This window comes from Pseudomonas plecoglossicida NBRC 103162 = DSM 15088, assembly GCF_000730665.1.
In the GTDB taxonomy this organism is placed as follows: Bacteria; Pseudomonadota; Gammaproteobacteria; order Pseudomonadales; family Pseudomonadaceae; genus Aquipseudomonas; species Aquipseudomonas plecoglossicida.
On sequence record NZ_BBIV01000012.1, the window covers coordinates 106377 to 120361 of the forward strand.

General features: G+C 62.8%; 14 protein-coding genes and 1 pseudogene. 5 read left to right on the top strand and 10 right to left on the bottom strand.

The annotated features are described in order from the left end of the window. Positions 1 to 117: 117 nt before the first annotated feature. Positions 118 to 969 carry a CAP domain-containing protein gene (locus PPL01S_RS09345; protein ID WP_016394985.1) on the bottom strand — a complete coding sequence of 284 codons (852 nt, stop codon included), beginning with the start codon at positions 967 to 969 and terminating at the stop codon, positions 118 to 120. 257 nt (positions 970 to 1226) lie between these two features. Here PPL01S_RS09345 and PPL01S_RS25620 point away from each other — a divergent pair, with 257 nt between their 5' ends. Both PPL01S_RS25620 and PPL01S_RS09350 read left to right on the top strand, forming a co-directional pair. Beyond that, a complete protein-coding gene (locus PPL01S_RS25620; RefSeq protein ID WP_255212386.1) occupies positions 1227 to 1358 on the top strand; it encodes a hypothetical protein in 132 nt (43 codons plus the stop codon). Beyond that, positions 1340 to 2386 (top strand): annotated as a pseudogene (locus tag PPL01S_RS09350) (TonB-dependent receptor); the annotation flags it as partial. The gene PPL01S_RS25620 and the pseudogene PPL01S_RS09350, both read left to right, overlap by 19 nt. Before the next feature lie 12 nt (positions 2387 to 2398). Here PPL01S_RS09350 and PPL01S_RS09355 read toward each other — a convergent pair. From PPL01S_RS09355 to PPL01S_RS09365, 3 genes are all read right to left on the bottom strand, one after another. After that, positions 2399 to 3010, bottom strand: coding sequence for a cell wall hydrolase (locus PPL01S_RS09355; protein WP_028624870.1), 612 nt, complete (start codon positions 3008 to 3010; stop codon positions 2399 to 2401). 48 nt (positions 3011 to 3058) lie between these two features. Next, complete coding sequence (locus PPL01S_RS09360; RefSeq protein WP_016394982.1) at positions 3059 to 3976, bottom strand: AEC family transporter; 918 nt, start codon at positions 3974 to 3976, stop codon at positions 3059 to 3061. Positions 3977 to 4199: 223 nt separating this feature from the next. Beyond that, positions 4200 to 5078, bottom strand: coding sequence for a LysR family transcriptional regulator (locus tag PPL01S_RS09365; protein ID WP_016394981.1), 879 nt, complete (start codon positions 5076 to 5078; stop codon positions 4200 to 4202). A gap of 137 nt (positions 5079 to 5215) precedes the next feature. Between PPL01S_RS09365 and sodC the strand changes: the two genes are divergently transcribed. Beyond that, positions 5216 to 5731 (top strand): superoxide dismutase family protein, encoded by a 516-nt coding sequence (sodC, locus tag PPL01S_RS09370; RefSeq protein WP_016394980.1) that lies wholly within the window; start codon positions 5216 to 5218, stop codon positions 5729 to 5731. Positions 5732 to 5852: 121 nt separating this feature from the next. On the opposite strand, the gene PPL01S_RS09375 is transcribed toward sodC, so the two are convergent. The 3 genes from PPL01S_RS09375 to PPL01S_RS09385 all read right to left on the bottom strand — a co-directional run bounded on the left by PPL01S_RS09375 (position 5853) and on the right by PPL01S_RS09385 (position 8378). Then, a complete protein-coding gene (locus PPL01S_RS09375) occupies positions 5853 to 6773 on the bottom strand; it encodes a LysR substrate-binding domain-containing protein (protein ID WP_028624869.1) in 921 nt (306 codons plus the stop codon). Between the two features lie 79 nt (positions 6774 to 6852). Beyond that, positions 6853 to 7452, bottom strand: coding sequence for an START domain-containing protein (locus tag PPL01S_RS09380; RefSeq protein WP_016394978.1), 600 nt, complete (start codon positions 7450 to 7452; stop codon positions 6853 to 6855). Positions 7453 to 7541: 89 nt separating this feature from the next. Next, entirely contained in the window at positions 7542 to 8378 is an 837-nt protein-coding gene (locus PPL01S_RS09385; protein ID WP_016394977.1) for a bifunctional allantoicase/(S)-ureidoglycine aminohydrolase, read from the bottom strand. Positions 8379 to 8717: 339 nt separating this feature from the next. Here PPL01S_RS09385 and PPL01S_RS25075 point away from each other — a divergent pair, with 339 nt between their 5' ends. Together PPL01S_RS25075 and PPL01S_RS09390 are read left to right on the top strand one after the other, a co-directional pair. Continuing rightward, on the top strand, positions 8718 to 10556 hold the full coding sequence (locus tag PPL01S_RS25075; protein WP_156042646.1) for a carboxypeptidase regulatory-like domain-containing protein: 1839 nt from the start codon (positions 8718 to 8720) through the stop codon (positions 10554 to 10556). 74 nt (positions 10557 to 10630) lie between these two features. Further along, positions 10631 to 11509, top strand: a complete 879-nt coding sequence (locus PPL01S_RS09390) for an SMP-30/gluconolactonase/LRE family protein (RefSeq protein ID WP_016394976.1) — start codon at positions 10631 to 10633, stop codon at positions 11507 to 11509. Here PPL01S_RS09390 and PPL01S_RS09395 read toward each other — a convergent pair. The 3 genes from PPL01S_RS09395 to PPL01S_RS09405 all read right to left on the bottom strand — a co-directional run bounded on the left by PPL01S_RS09395 (position 11506) and on the right by PPL01S_RS09405 (position 13985). After that, a complete protein-coding gene (locus tag PPL01S_RS09395) occupies positions 11506 to 12390 on the bottom strand; it encodes a DMT family transporter (protein WP_016394975.1) in 885 nt (294 codons plus the stop codon). The two genes, PPL01S_RS09390 and PPL01S_RS09395, sit on opposite strands and share 4 nt — an antisense overlap. Positions 12391 to 12474: 84 nt before the next feature. Next, positions 12475 to 13137, bottom strand: coding sequence for a class I SAM-dependent methyltransferase (locus PPL01S_RS09400; RefSeq protein WP_016394974.1), 663 nt, complete (start codon positions 13135 to 13137; stop codon positions 12475 to 12477). Between the two features lie 26 nt (positions 13138 to 13163). Next, entirely contained in the window at positions 13164 to 13985 is an 822-nt protein-coding gene (locus PPL01S_RS09405; protein WP_016394973.1) for a phosphatase PAP2 family protein, read from the bottom strand.

Here is a 13985-nt window from a genome sequence, read left to right on the forward strand (position 1 = left end):
CTGCGAGAGAAGCTGTGGGAGAACTTGTGGGAGCCGGCTTGCCGGCGATGAGGCCTGGGTAGGCAAAACGGGCCTCATCGCCGGCAAGCCGGCTCCTACAGGGATCGCGTCGCTGTCTTATTGCGGCGTACCGAACAGCCCCGTCCAGTAGATCCCGGCATCGCTCTTCGGGTCCACGGCATAGGCTGCGCCCATCTCGCGGAAGTCGGGGTTCATCAGTGTGGCGCAATGCCCGGGGCTTGCCAGCCAGCCATCCACCACTTTCTGCGCAGTGTCACGCCCGGCGGCGATGTTCTCGCCGATCTGCTGGTACAGGTAGCCGGCCAGCTCCGCACGATCACCCGGCGTGCGGCCGTCGTGGTCGATGTGATCGAAAAAGTTCTGGTTGGCCATCGCCCGCGTATGACTGGCCGCCACGCCCGCCAGGGCAGTGCTCCAACTCAGTGCCGGGGCTGCCGCGAACGGCTGCCCACCACATTGGCGCGGTGCCTTGCGCGCGGTATTGATGGCTTGCATCAGCTTCTGCCCCTCGGCCTGCCAATCGCCCAGGCGACCGCTCAGCAACGGGCGGGCCAGGACGATGCGCCAATCGCGGCCCTCCTGGCTGACGCCGATATCGACGAACTGCGGGTCGAGCACCACCTGGCAGAAGCTCTCTTCGATGGCGTGCATCGCGGCGCGGGCGTCGCGTGGGCCGGACAGGCTGATGGCCTGGACATTGACCATGGGGTAGGCAGCGCGGGTCATGGCCTGCTGCAGGTCGCGGGTACCCTCCGGCGACAGGGCCAGGCGGGTGTCGCTGCTGAGCGGTGGCAACTCCAGCGATGCCTCGCCGCCACAGGGCTGGGCCTGGCTGCGGTAGGCGTTGATCGATTCGATCAGCTGCGCCTCTTCGCCAGTGGCGGCCAGGCTCCCGGTCGTGACGAACAGGCCCAGCGACAAGGCAGCAACGGATGACAGGACGCGCATGTGGATCTCCCTGTGACTGGCAGCGTCTTGGTATGCGCTGCTCATCCTACACAAGCCCAAGGTTTTTGGCCCGGAATCGTGCTTCGCGACGTAAACGCCTGCAAAGGTTTGCAGGCGGCAAAAGAGGGGGTAGACCACGGGTCGCCAGAAAAGTGCGCAATTAATGGAAATAATTCGTAATATCGGGTAAAAATTATACGCAAATGATAATGATTGACTTTGCCAGGGAGGCTTCACTCATCACACCGGAGCCTTGCATGGCACGTTTCCCTTCCTATCGGTCGACCTTCTTCGTCGCTTGCTGTTCCGTTGCCGTCGGCGCCCAGGCGGCCGACGGCGCCATCGAGCTCGATGCCACCGCCGTCAATGCCCGGTCAGCCACCAGTTGAACATCGGCGCAGCCACGATCTGGACCCAGCAGGAAAACGCTTTCGTCTTCTACAACTCGCAAGCCACCAACATCTACCACACCGACCCGCTGCCCAAGCCGACCACGCCGACCTTCACTGGCGGCAAGCTGGACGATCCCGGCGTGACCGGCAAGACCCGCAACCGCAGCATCGCCGTGTCCGACACCGTGGGCCTGTTCGACGACACCTTGCTGCTCACCGCCGGGGTGCGTCGCCAGCAACTGCGCGTCGAGGGCTACGCCTACGATGGCGAAGACCCGGACCTGGGCCGCAACGCCTTCTACGACGAGTCGGTCACCACCCCCGTGTACGGTATCGTCTACAAGCTCAACCCGTCGATCTCGCTGTATGCCAACCGCATCGAAGGCCTGGCCCAGGGCGCCACGGCGTCGGGGCAGGTGGTCAACGCCGGCGAGGTGTTCCCGCCTGCCAAGACCAAACAGGTGGAGGCGGGGGGCAAGCTCGACTACCAGACCTTCGGTGCCAACCTCGCCGCGTTCCGCATCGAGCGACCTACCGACGGTTTCGTCGAAGGCAATGTGTTCGTCCAGGACGGCGAGCAGGTCAACAAGGGCATCGAGCTCAGCGTCTTCGGCGAGCCGCTGCAGGGCCTGCGCCTGATGGCGGGCGGCACGCGCATGGACAGCGAGTTGAAGAAGACCCAGAACGGCGCCAACGATGGCAATCATGCCGTCGGGGTACCGACCTTCCAGCTCAATGCCAGCGTCGATTGGGATGTACCTGGGCTCGAAGGTGTGGCATTGAACGCCCGCATGCTGCGCACTGGCGGGCAATACGCCAACCCGTCCAACACCTTGAACCTGCCGACCTGGAACCGCTTCGACGTGGGCGCGCGCTATCGCTTCAAGGTGCAGGAGAAGGAAGTCGCCCTGCGCATGAACGTGGAAAACCTCACCGACAAGAACTACTGGGCTTCGGCCAATGGTGGTTACCTGACCCAGGGCGATCCGCGCCTGGTGAAGTTCTCCGGAACGGTCGATTTCTGATCGGCCGGGGGCTCAGCGCGCCACAGCCTGGTTGGGCTTGTAGAACAGGAAATGCCGGGTCTCGGCCGTCTTGCGGTAGGCTTTGGCCCAATCCGGGTGCACATTGCGGTCATGGAAGTACAGCGCGCCTCCCGTCGAGTCCTTGAGCTGCTGGTTGAGGGTCTTGCGCGCGATTTCCTTGGCGATGTCATAGCGCTGGGCTTCCTCGACCTGGTCAGGGCGCCCGTCGCACCACCAGGAAAACTGGCAGGACTTGCTTTCGACCCCTTGCTTGACCACCCCGCAGATGGTGTCCGGGAAGCCTTCATGGCCAAGGCGGTTGAGCACCACGCTGGCCACCGCACTCATGTCCTTGGCATCCGCGCCCTTGGCTTCCCAGTAGATGGTGCGGGCCAGGCAGGTGATGCTGTCATCCATGGGCGCCTGGCCGGCCGGGTCGACCGCCTTGACCTCGCCAGGCGTCAGGGTTTCGGCCTTTTTCGGCGGCGGCGCATCCTTGACGACCTTCTCCTCGAGCACTTCGGCCTTGTCCTCGGCCACGGCGGCCTTGGCCGGCTCGACAGCGTGCAGAGGGCCTGCGAGCAGGGCCGCGGTCAATCCGATCAGCATCCACGAGCAGCGCATGGTCGAGCTTCCGAAGTGTGCGATGCATCACAGTCTAGCCAGAAGCCATCATTTGAGCGTAAGCATTACTACCAATGGCAGGGTCACGGCGGCCGCGACGGTCTGCAAGGCGATAATGGTGGCCATCAACGGGGCGTTGCCACCCATCTGCCGCGCCATGACATAAGACGATGACGCCGTCGGCAGCGCCTGGAACAACACCGCTACCACCGCTGCCTGGCCACCCAGGCCAAGCAGGCGGCACAGGCCCCAGGTGGTCAGTGGCATGACCAGGAACTTGAACGTCGACGCCGCCATCAGCGGGCGTACCTGTTGGCCAAGGCTGGCTCCACCCAGTGCCGCGCCGACGCACAGAAGGCCCAGGGGCAGAGCAGCTTGGCCCAGGGCCCTGACCGTCGGTTCGAGGCCTGCAGGAAGGCCCAGGCCCGTGATCCGCAGCAACAACCCACTGGCACAGCCGACGATCAGCGGGTTGGCGAAAATCGCCCGCAACACCGTGGCGGGTGAGCTGTGGCGGGCGCTGAAGCGCGCGAACACCAGCACGCAGAGCAGGTTGACCAAGGGCACGATGGCCGCGTTGGCCACTGCCGCCAGGGCGATCCCGGCACTGCCGTAGATGCCGGTAGCAAGGGTGGCACCGATGTAGTTGTTGAAGCGCACGCCACCCTGGAATACCGAGGTGAAGTCGGCGCCGTCGTGGTTCACCGCGCCTTGATAGAGCATCAGCAGCACGGCGCCGAGCAAGGTCGAGAGCATCAGTACGCCCACCATGCCCAGCACCGGTACGCCATCGAGGTTGGCGGTGGCCAGGCCATGGAGGAACAGCGACGGCAGCAGCACGTAGTAGCTCAGCCGCTCGGCGCCTGGCCAGAAGCTTTCGGCGAGAAAGCCGCGGATGCGCAGCAGGGTGCCCAAGGCGATCAGCAAGATGATGGGCACCAGGGTGGTGAGCAGCAGGTGGAGCATGGCAGGCGTTCCGTGGTCGGCTACGGGCACAGGTTAGCGTGGCGGACTGATCAAGAAAAACGCGTAATTCTGCAGCGACCATTGAGAAAAACTTGACTGTTGCTGCTTGCGCCAATTCCTGTGGGCGCTGGCTTGCCAGCGATGAGGCCGGGGCAGGCAGACCTGGACCGCGTGTTCGGGCCCCATCGCCGGCAAGCCTGCTCCCACAGGGTATGCACCGTTTTCAAATAGGGGGATGAACAGCGGCCAGTGCTTTTATCACGACTGCGCTCAGATGCCGCCGCTGGCTTTTCTCATGCTCCAGCAGCACCACCTGCCGTTTCAGCTGCGGCTCGCCGAAGGGCAGGCATGTCGCAGGTGGCAGCCGCTGCAGATCGTCATCCGCCATGGGTATGATCGCCACCCCCAGCCCCATCACTGCCATGCTCGCCAGTGCTTCCTGGCTGTCCAGCTCCATCTGCTCGCTGACTTGCAGGTGTTGTCGGCGCAGCTCCTGCTCGATCTGCCGGCCAGCCCAGGCGCGCTTGTCGAAACGCAGGAAAGGTTGGCTGGCCAGCAACTGTGGCAGGCTCTGCCCGGCCAGCGTCGAGCTGGCGATGGCCCAGAAACTGTCCTCGAACAGCGGTGTGTAGATGAGGTTCTGCGGGTGGGGGCTGACCGGCTCGGTGGTGATCGCCGCGTCCAGTTCGCCATCCTCGACGCGCCGTGCCAGTTCCGCTGACATCCCGGAGGCGACACTGACGTGCAGCTCCGGGTGGTGTGCCTTGATCCACACCAGGGCCTTTGGCAGACGGCGGGCGAGCACCGTGTGTATCGCCCCGAGCCGCAGGCGGCCACGCAGGCTCGGGCCACTGGCGAGGGCGTCGGCCAGTTCGTCATACCCTGTCAGGATGGCCTCGGCACGCATCACCGCCAATTGGCCGGCTTCGGTCAGCACCACCTGACGGCGGCTGCGGTCGAACAACACGACTTGCAGTTCGTCTTCCAGGGTCTTGATGTGCAGGCTCACTGCCGACGGGGTGAGGCTGAGCAGGTCGGCGGCGCGGGCGAAGGTGCCATGACGGGCGATGGTGACCAGGGTGCGCAGGGCTTTGAGAGACACGCGGCAGGCTCCGGGTTTGAGCGAACGAAGCAGCATTGTGTTTCAGTCTGTGGCTGGATGGAATATCCGGCGGCTTGGGCAGTCCGAACCTTTACGCGGGTAGCAACGCCCGTGTCATACACGTCATGGAGAACGCTATGAAAGCAGTGCTATTCACCGCCTTGCTGGCCTCGGCCGGTCTTGCCCAGGCCACGCAGACCGTGGAGCTCAAGCTGGCAGGGCCCGATAGCCCCGGCAAGTCGATCGGCACCGTCAGCATCGAGCAGAGCCAATACGGCACCCTGCTTACCCCGGATCTGAAGGACCTGCCGCCGGGCGTGCACGGGTTCCACCTGCACCAGAACCCTTCCTGTGCACCGACCCAGGAAAACGGCAAACCGGTGCCTGCGGGCGCCGCGGGTGGGCACTGGGATCCGGATTCCACCAACGCGCACAAAGGCCCCTATGACGATAGCGGTCACCGGGGCGACCTTCCGGCGCTGTATGTTGGCGCCGACGGCAAGGCCACCTATCCGGTACTGGCGCCACGCCTGAAGGCCGAAGACTTCAAGGGCCATGCCCTGATGGTGCATGCCGGTGGCGATAATCACAGTGACCATCCGGAGAAGGTGGGCGGTGGTGGTGCCCGTATGGCCTGTGGGGTGGTTCAGTAGACGCGACAGATGCCTATGGCCTTATCGCCGGCAAGCCGGCTCCCACAGGTACCACACCGCCCTTGAGTCTCGCTGTGGGAGCCGGCTTGCCGGCGATAGGGCCGCATCAGCCAGCACTTGGCTAACTGCGCAACCACTCCACCAACCCCAATACCGTTGCCGTGGTCTCACGGCCATGCGGCACCACCAGGTAGTAAGCTTCGCGTGGTTTCACCATCAGGTCAGTCAACCGCACCAGCTCACCCGATGCCAGTAGGTGATCGAGCATGCGTCCCCAGCCCAGCGCAACGCCATGCCCTTGCAAGGCGGCCTGGATGGTGTCGGTGTACAGGTGGCTGCGCAGGCTGTAGCGCAGTTTCGGTGGGTTTTCCCCCAGCTCGCGGAACCAGGTCGGCCAGGTCATCCAGCCTTCGCTGGTGGCGTCGGCGTCGAGCAGGTCGGTGCGGTACAGGGCTTCGAGCGAATCCACTGGCGCGTGGCGCTCCAGCCACTGCGGCGAGCACACCGGAAAGATCGCTTCCTCGAACAGTTTCAGCGCACTGCCATCTTCCCAACGGCCATTGCCGTAGCGCACCAGCAGGTCGACATCGTGGTTGCGCAGGTCGCCGGTGAACATCTGCGTGGCCATGCGCAGGCGCACGTGGGGCAGGGCGGCGCGCAGCTTGCCCAGGCGTGGCATGACCCGCAACTGGGAGAAGGTCGCAGTGGTGCTGAGCACCAGCTCCTGTTCCTCGCCCCCTTCGCTGAGGCGGTCGAACACCGAGGCGATCTTCTGCAGCGAGTCGGAAACCACGGCGAACAGTGCCTGCCCCTCGCTGGTCAGGCGGATGCTGCGGTGCAGGCGCTGGAACAACTGCGCGCCGATGTTTTCCTCGAGCTGGCGAACCTGCTTGCTCACCGCTGCCTGGGTCACGCCCAGTTCCTGGGCGGCGAGGGTAAAGCTGCCGTGGCGCGCCACCGTCTCGAACTCCAGCAGCGCGGTCATGGAAGGAATGATCCGCCGATAGCCCTTGTGCTTGTTGCCGTTTTCTTGTGTTTTCATGCGACGTCCTGGCAAGGCGCGGCGCGCAGGGACGCGTCGCGCGCTGACAGTGGCAGAAAAATGGCGAAGGCGATAGGCCTCAGGGCTGGCGTTCGGCGACAGCACGCAAGGTGCGCAGGGTCACCACAGGCGCATCGACCACGAAACGATTGGCCAGCCAGCCTGGCACATCGCCGGCCGGGTCTGCCTTGAGTTGGTAGGTCACTTCGGTTTCGCGCTCGCCCAGCGGTTTCATCACCCATTCGCCGCTCAGGTGCTGCACTCGAATCAGCCCTGGTTCTTCGGGCAACTTGCCGGGTTCGGCGCTCAGGTGCCGCACCAGCGTGCCGTCGTCCAGGCGCTCGCTGGTGACCTTGAGAATGATGTCGCGCGGCAGTGTCGGCCAGGGCAGGTTGGTGGTCAGGTAGACCCAGGTGCTGTCGCCCTCGACGTCGACCAGACGCATCTGGTCGCAGGCATACAGCCATTTGCAGGCCACCCGCAGGTTCTCCTGCAAGTCGACCAGCGTGCGTACGCTGGCCTTGATGGTGCTGACGCCGCGAAACTGCTGGTAGGGGGAATCCGTGACGCCACTGAGGTAGACGCGGATGCCCTCGCGGTCGTAGGCCAGGGTCCAGGCGTCGTCGGCCAGCGCGCTGGTGCCCAGCAGCAGGGCGGCAAGCAGCAGGCAGCGGTTCATGGCGTGTACCGCGCTAATGGGGAACCAGCAGTATGCGCGGCAAACAAGAAGCCCGCCATAAAGGCGGGCTATCTTCGATAGCGCGGGGATCAGCGCTGCGGGTTGAGCGTCAGGTGCACGTGGCGGTTGACGTCCTTGTACAACAGGTAGCTGAAGTTGCCTGGGCCGCCGGCGTAGCAGGCTTGCGGGCAGAAGGCGCGCAGCCACATGAAGTCGCCGGCTTCCACTTCGACCCAGTCCTGGTTCAGGCGGTACACCGCCTTGCCTTCCAGTACGTACAGGCCGTGTTCCATGACGTGGGTTTCAGCGAACGGGATCACACCGCCCGGCTGGAAGGTGACGATGTTGACGTGCATGTCGTGGCGCATGTCGGCCATGTCGACGAAACGGGTGGTTTTCCAGCGGCCTTCGGTGCCCGGCATCTCGATGACGGTGGCGTTGTCGCGGTGGGTGACGAACGACTCAGGGATATCCAGGCCTTCGACCTTCTGGTAGTGCTTGCGCAGCCAGTGGAAGGTGACGTTGGACTTGCTGTTGTTGCGCAGGCTCCACTCGGCGCCCGGGGCCAGGAAGGCGTAGCCACCAGGCACCAGGGTGTGGTTCTTGCCTTCGACGGTGATGTCCAGCTCGCCTTCGACGATGAACACCACGGCTTCTGCGTTCGGGTCCAGCTCAGGGCGCTCGCTGCCGCCTTCCGGGGCCAGTTCGACGATGTACTGGGAGAAGGTTTCGGCAAAGCCGGTCAACGGGCGGGCGATGACCCACATGCGCATCTTGTCCCAGAACGGCAGGTGGCTGGTGACGATGTCACGCATCACGCCCTTGGGGATGACGGCATAGGCTTCGGTGAACATGGCACGGTCAGTCAGCAGCTCGGTTTGAGCCGGGTGCCCACCGTGGGGGGCGAAGTAGGAGTGATTCGACATGAACGGTCTCGACTTGTTGTTCTCTCCCCGTGCCGTGAACCGCACCGGCCGGTGCGTGCAGGGGATGTGCGGACAGCATATGGGGCAGTCCGTGACATCCACAAATTAAATGTTGGAATACCCGGTATTTGATTACTGAATGCGGACTTGCTGGTGTATGGAGGGTGTGCGATCAGCGTTGCCGTATCGGTTGCTTACATCCACATACCAGAAGTTTGCCAAGGTGGAATGCAGAGTCTGATGACAACAGGTGTGAGGTGGCTACTAGCATTTCCACCAGTATTTAGTTGGCTACCTCAGGATTAAGGTGAGTTCCCAACTTGCTTGTGGAGATGCAGCATGAAAATTCCTGGATTGGCCCTCTGGCCGATATTGTTTTTTAGTGTTTCGAGTGTGGCGGATCCGCTTGGCGAAAATACTGAATATCTGGATGATGTGCAGCCACTGAGCGCTAGCGCCCTACCTGTAACAGGCGGTATGTTGTCGTTGCCCATGCTGGGAAACAAACCCGTCCTTTTGATTGTTGGGCAATGGAATAATTCCAGTAACTATACAGCCGAGGAGATAAAGGAACAGGTTTTCTCAGAGGGCCCCAGGTCACTTCGAAGCTATGTAAAGGCAGCATCGTCTGGGCATTTGAGCCTCGATGAATTCAGAACACTGACACCTGACTTCGGTGCCAAGCCTGCGGGTAACTGTAGTAGCAGCGACATGTACCAACGGGCAAACAAGGCAATGGAGCAGGAAGGGATCAAAGCTACAGATTACGATCATCTCTTCGTCGTGGTGAAGTGCCAGGGCGGGGCGAATGCTGCTGTGCCTGGTGAACGCTCGATGTATTTCGGCAAGGGCTCGTCTTCCCATGCATTCCTGCATGAATTTGGTCACAACCTTGGCGTACATCATCCGCGAACCTATCTGAACTGTCGTCAGCAAGGTAACGTGCTTTATGCCCCCGACAATTGCGAACTGTCCGCGAAGATAACTGACTCGGGAGACCCGGTTGGTGGTGGCGCTGGACTGTACCCGGCAGTGTCGAGGGCTTTCGCGGGTTGGTTGGGGCAGAGGGAGGCAGCCGAAATTACCAAGACAGGTCTCTATCGGTTGGCGCCATTGGGGAGTGAGGGCCCGCAGTTGTACAGCATCAGGAGACCCGGAACAAATGACTACATTGCAATCGAGTTTCGCCAGCCGAACCCACCCTACGATTTTCCTGTGGAAGACAACCGCAACAAAGGGTTGTGGATACGCTATTCGTCGGTGAACGGTGCTGTCAGCTCTATACAGCTCAATGCTGAACCGAATGATGCTTCCCTGAACAGGCCAACCCTTTTGCCTGGCAAGGAGCTGCAGGACAAGAATGCAGGGATAGCGGTGCGGACGTGCAGTGCAGGGCCTGCCGGCGCTGTATTCTCCGTCGCGGTGGCCAATGAGCCGTTGCCTGATTGTGCCGCGCCCATTGCCGCACCTTCGATCAATGTTCCGGCGAGTCTCAGTCAAGTCATGAAAAGGCCTCTCATCGCCGGTGTTGGGGTTCCTGGGGCAAATGTGACCGTGGTGAGAAGCCATGCTCCTGGTCGCACCTTGGCCACGACGACAGTCGATGCTCAAGGTACCTGGCGAGCATTGATCAATGACCCACTGCCCGAAGGAAAGTACTCATTCAGTGCCAGGCAAACACTGGGCGCAGCGACTTCTTCATGGGGTAACAATCATACTTTGACCATCACTGATAAAGCGCTTGGCCCTGTCAAGGTACAGCCGCTCGCCGACACGGTGAGCCAATGGCCAGTGATCAGGGGGGAAGGTACCCCTGGAGCAGTTGTTGAAGTCGTGAAGTCTGGCAATCCAGGTGCTCGTCTTGGGCAAGGCACTGTGGATGAAAATGGCGTCTGGGTTGTGAGAATCAAGAAGGTGGCGTTGGGTCGGCATTCCATAGCGGCACGACAGCAACTAGGGGACGCGCGATCTTCATGGAGTGCCAATCATGCTTTCAATGTTGCTCAAATGCTGCCCACCGTTGTTGAAAGCGCCGCCAGCGAGACGGTATCGGCAGGCTCAGGATCAGCGCCAAGGCCTATGAAAACCGAACTTCTTCCTCTTGGTCAGCCAATAAAGCATTCATCGTCAAATAGCATCAAAGCAGCAGCCTCGACACAGACAGTATGGACGGGTTGAGGCTGCTGTTCATTTGACAATTTTTTCACATCCCCTTGCTAGGATCCTCAACTCTTTCCAAGAGCCCTCGAACCATGCCCATCCTGCGCCAGCGCGGCACCCGTATCGCTCTGACAACAACCGCTGCAGTGCTCACCGCCACCCTTGGCTTCTTCGCCTGGCAAAGCTTCTATCCGGTCCAGGCCAGTAATGGCTGGAGCGTTGATGTACTACACCGTGACGTGACCAAGGCCGCCTCACTGCTGCTCCAGGCCGATGGCAGCCTGCTGGTCAGCCGCGAGCTGGACGATGGGCGTGGCAGCATCCTCAAGATCACCGCCCAGGGCGAGCGTGTGGTGCTGATCGACAAGCTGTCCAAACCCGACGGCATGGTCGCCGCCGAGGGTGGCTGGGTGTTCAGCCAGGAGGGCGGCAGCGCGCCGGTCAGCCTGTCGCGCGACGGCCAGGTCACCCACCTGTTCGACGGCGACAGCGTGCAGGGGCTGTGGAATGATGGCGACTATCTCTACGCCATCGAGGACCGCAAGGGCAATGGCCGGCTGATGCGCTACCAGTGGGCCAGCGGCCAGCTCGAGGTGTTGCGCTCGAACTTGACCGAAACCGAGGGCCTGACCCGTTGCGCCGATGGCCGACTGCTCTACACCGAGAAAGCCACCGGCAAGGTGCGTGCGTTGACCGAGGACGGCAAGGACCCGGTGGTGGTCGCCGGCCTGCGTAACCCCACCTTCCTGCTCTGCGACCAGCGCGGCCTGTGGATCAGTGAAGACAACACGCACCGTGCCCGCCTGCTGCGCGTCGATGCCGATGGCAGCCAGCACACCGTGTTGACCTTCCTCAAGGCGCCCCAGGCCATCACCCCTGATGGCAAGGGCGGTTACCTGCTGGCCGAAGGGGGTCGCAACCGGGTGTTGCAACTGTCCCCACCGCCTGAGCAAAGCACCGCCCAGCGCTAACTGGGCAAACGGCGTCTGCGTCTTGGCAACAGCCCCAGTACCAGCATGCAGCCCAGCAGGATCACCACACCACCCGCCGCCTGCATGAGGCTCAACGCCTCGTTCAGGAACAATGCGCCGATCAGCACGGCCACCAGCGTCACGACGAACTCGACGCTGATGGCGCGGGTGGCACCGATACGGGCCACCAGGCCGAAATACAGCACATAGGTGGTGGCACTCATCACGCAACCGCTCAGCAGCAGATAGAGCCAGTCGCTGGCTTGCGGCACGGTCGGCACCGGCACCAGCAGCAACAGGGGCAGGGTCAATACGCCGCCGACCAGGAAGGCACCCCCGGTCACTGTCCAGGGGTCTTGCCCGCGCAGGTGCAGGCTGGCGTAGTTGCTGCCGAAGGCGGCGCACACGCAGCCGAACACCGAAGCGATGCAGCCGTGGATGAAGGCTTCATTCACCGGCTGGGCCGGGAAGCCCACCAGCATCACGATGCCCGCCAGGCCCAGCAACAACCCGGCCATGCCCTGCGGGGTGATCTTTTCCAGGCCCCAGGCTCGGCCGATGATCATCGAGAACAGCGGGATGGTGGCGATGAGGATTGCGGCCATGGCCGTGCCGATCAGGGGCGTGGCATAGGACAGGCCGATCAGTTGCCCGGCGACGGTGGTGGCGCCGACGACCGTCAAGGGTCTGAGCAAGGGACGCAGTTTCAACCGGCGGCCGAGCACGGCACCCAGTACCGCCAGCGTGCTGCCGGCGATCAGCGAGCGAAAACTCACCGCCCCGGCCCAGCCGAAGGCATGTACCACCTTGAGCACCACCAGGAAGGAAAAGCCCCAGGCGACAGCGAGGAACAGGTAGGCGGCAAGGTCGCGCGGGTGCATGGGGGCAGGGTCCGTCCGGGGAGGGGAATGCAGGCTAGCGGGATGCCTGGGGCAATATCAAGAAGGTTCGTGCAGGGACGCTGGCTATCGAGCCAGCAGCAACAGCGACTGTGGCACGGCGCTTTGCGGATGTTGCGGTTCCTGCAGGCTCAGCAGCCTGAAGCCCGCCATGTCCAGCGCGTTGAGCCAACTGGCCAAGGTGCGGAAATACCAGGGCATCGGACGCCAGTTGCCAGAAAACCCTGCGAACGACTCTTCACGCCAGCCATCCTGATAATCCCCGTTCGCCACACTCCAGGGGTGCAGGGTCTGGATCAGCAGCGCGCCATCCGCTACCAGGAGCGCTTTCATGGCGATCAGCAAGGGAATGATGTCCTGCTGCAGCAAGGCGAAGTTGGCGCATATCAGGTCATAACCCGTGCCAACGTTCACCGCACTTTCAACCAGCTGCTCATAGCTGGCCCGGTGTACCTGCGTCGAGCCGGCCGCTCGCGCTGCCGCGACCAGGGCTGCGTCGCCATCCACACCCGTGGCATCGATGCCACGGTCGGCCAGTGCACGCAGCAACCAGCCTTCACCACAACCCAGGTCAAGCACCCGCTCGGGTTGGCGGCCAAGGATGGCGAGCAGGATGGCCTGGTCGGTCACCTGACGGCGGCTTTCGATGGCGCCGCTGCGCACGGCTTCGATCCAGGCCTGTGCGTTGTGCTGCCAGCTGTGCAGCAGGGCGGTTTCGCGGTTGGGCATTGCACGCTCCAGTGCAGTGGGACAGCTCAAGCATAGGCGTCCGCTGCAGGATTGCCCGGAGCTGCTTGCTCGGCGCCTTGCAATGCTTGCCTGCCGTAGAACAGCAGCGCCGTTGCCCAGCTTGTGAGCCAGACGAATATCCCGGCCCAGAAGGTATGCGACATGTAGTGCCAGCCTTGCAGCACCCGGGTGGTGCCGTAGACGAATCCGATCAGCAAGATCGCCACCAGCAGCTTGCGTGCATGCTGCCAGCGGTGGCGCAGGGCCACGAAGTACAGGGCCAGCAAGGTGAAGCCACTGGAAGCATGGCCGCCGGGCCAGCAGCGACCATCGCCCGCCTTGCTCAGCAGGGTGAAGTTCTCGTACCACTCCTTGCGCAGTTCGTGACCGCCGTACAGGGTGGTTTCCACGGGGCAGTACACGCTGGTGTGGCTTTTCAGGTAGTGGATGACCGTGGTGCTCAAGGCGAAGGCGACCACGATGAACAGCAAGTCGCGACGATGCCGGGTGGTGAAGCGCAGTACCGGGCTGATCCTGGCACTGTCGAGCAGCCGGGTCACCCACGCGTCCGGGTGGTGCTGCAGGCGCGGCCACAAGAACGACAGCAGCGAGCCGATTACGGCCAGCTCGCCGGTCCAGTCCGGCAGAATGCGCGGCCACTTGTGGGTGACTTTCTCGAACCAATGGTCATGCAGCAGCGGGAAACTGCCAGTGGCCGGGTCGATCAGCAGGTTGCTGATCCAGCGGTCCAGCTCGGTGAGGTCGAACAGCAGGAAGACGATCAGCGCCAGCACCAGCGGCAGCAGCAGGTTATTGATATAGAACGAGGTACGTGCAGTAGTCGGCAT

Coding starts and splice junctions, on each gene's coding strand:
- PPL01S_RS09390 (WP_016394976.1), top strand. CDS start 10,631: ATGCCCATCCTGCGCCAGCGCGGCACCCGTATCGCTCTGACAACAACC.
- PPL01S_RS09345 (WP_016394985.1), bottom strand. CDS start 969: ATGCGCGTCCTGTCATCCGTTGCTGCCTTGTCGCTGGGCCTGTTCGTC.
- PPL01S_RS09380 (WP_016394978.1), bottom strand. CDS start 7,452: ATGAACCGCTGCCTGCTGCTTGCCGCCCTGCTGCTGGGCACCAGCGCG.
- sodC (WP_016394980.1), top strand. CDS start 5,216: ATGAAAGCAGTGCTATTCACCGCCTTGCTGGCCTCGGCCGGTCTTGCC.
- PPL01S_RS25620 (WP_255212386.1), top strand. CDS start 1,227: ATGGCACGTTTCCCTTCCTATCGGTCGACCTTCTTCGTCGCTTGCTGT.
- PPL01S_RS09405 (WP_016394973.1), bottom strand. CDS start 13,985: ATGCCGACTACTGCACGTACCTCGTTCTATATCAATAACCTGCTGCTG.
- PPL01S_RS09360 (WP_016394982.1), bottom strand. CDS start 3,976: ATGCTCCACCTGCTGCTCACCACCCTGGTGCCCATCATCTTGCTGATC.
- PPL01S_RS09400 (WP_016394974.1), bottom strand. CDS start 13,137: ATGCCCAACCGCGAAACCGCCCTGCTGCACAGCTGGCAGCACAACGCA.
- PPL01S_RS09355 (WP_028624870.1), bottom strand. CDS start 3,010: ATGCGCTGCTCGTGGATGCTGATCGGATTGACCGCGGCCCTGCTCGCA.
- PPL01S_RS09395 (WP_016394975.1), bottom strand. CDS start 12,390: ATGCACCCGCGCGACCTTGCCGCCTACCTGTTCCTCGCTGTCGCCTGG.
- PPL01S_RS09375 (WP_028624869.1), bottom strand. CDS start 6,773: ATGAAAACACAAGAAAACGGCAACAAGCACAAGGGCTATCGGCGGATC.
- PPL01S_RS09385 (WP_016394977.1), bottom strand. CDS start 8,378: ATGTCGAATCACTCCTACTTCGCCCCCCACGGTGGGCACCCGGCTCAA.
- PPL01S_RS25075 (WP_156042646.1), top strand. CDS start 8,718: ATGAAAATTCCTGGATTGGCCCTCTGGCCGATATTGTTTTTTAGTGTT.